Below are 222 nucleotides of genomic sequence, written 5' to 3' on the forward strand. Positions count from 1 at the left end.
TCCGCGGCCGGTATCAGCACAGCGCAAAGCGGCGTGAGCTCCCTGTCTACTGGCCTGAACACGACCAACAACACCCTCGGGGCGCTGTCGACTCAGGAATCGACCGACGTGGGATCGCTGTCGACCAGCGTGAATACCACCAACAGTAACGTGGCGAGTCTGTCGACCTCGGCCGCGGTCGGTATCAGCACCGCACAAAGCGGTGTGACCTCCCTGTCGACG

1 pseudogene is annotated in these 222 nt (G+C 63.1%); it reads left to right on the forward strand.

What is annotated here, in order from left to right:
• Positions 1-33: 33 nt before the first annotated feature.
• Positions 34-222: pseudogene (locus tag U5798_RS37055) on the forward strand (hemagglutinin); the annotation flags it as partial.

It is taken from the genome of Burkholderia sp. BCC1972, assembly GCF_905339605.1.
In the GTDB taxonomy this organism is placed as follows: Bacteria; Pseudomonadota; Gammaproteobacteria; order Burkholderiales; family Burkholderiaceae; genus Burkholderia.